The organism is Bilifractor sp. LCP21S3_F8 (assembly GCF_052117805.1).
Lineage (GTDB): Bacteria > Bacillota > Clostridia > Lachnospirales > Lachnospiraceae > Bilifractor.
Genome location: NZ_JBQKIK010000070.1, coordinates 1 through 608, shown reverse-complemented (window position 1 = coordinate 608; position 608 = coordinate 1). Strand labels below are relative to the sequence as shown.

Here is a 608-nt window from a genome sequence, read left to right as displayed (position 1 = left end):
TCCAGCGCATCCAGCGCATCTGCAAGCTCCGGCAGCTATACAGAAGACGCAAGCAGCTATGCAGATTCCGGCAGCTATGAAGATGTTTCCGGTGACTCCGTTGCGTCCGCAAGCGCTTCCGTGGATACTGCAAGCACTTCCTCGGACGGTACCTTCTCTCTTGGCGATATTACTGCTGATATGATTCAGACTGGCCTGTACGCAAAGGATGACAACGGAAATGAGCTTGTATTCGCTCTGTTCCAGGGACCGGATGCAAATAATTATGTAGCACTTATCACTGTGGATACAGATGGTACCGGAGACGTCCTCTGCGGACAGTACACTGCAACCCAGAAGGAATCCGGCGATGACGGAATTACGTGGACGGTACTGGACGGAACAGATGTATATACCGGTAATAGCTTCAGCATCGGATGTGTTGAGGGAGACGACGGCTCTGCTGCTTTCTATGATCAGAATGGCACTACCTACACTGCGGAGTACCTGGATGCAGATCAGACCATCACTTACTTTGGCACTGCAGTTGGTTTACTTGCGGCAAATGGTCAGTAAAAAGCCAGTTCTTTGCAGAGTCTGACCATCTCCAGGAAGACACTTTGTAAAAA

At 50.2% G+C, this 608-nt stretch carries 1 protein-coding gene; it reads left to right on the top strand.

The window, feature by feature from the left end; genetic code table 11:
- On the top strand, nt 1–555 hold a 555-nt coding region (locus ACTQ3A_RS13915; protein ID WP_441495195.1), incomplete at its 5' end, for a hypothetical protein.
- Between the last annotated feature and the right edge of the window lie 53 nt (nt 556–608).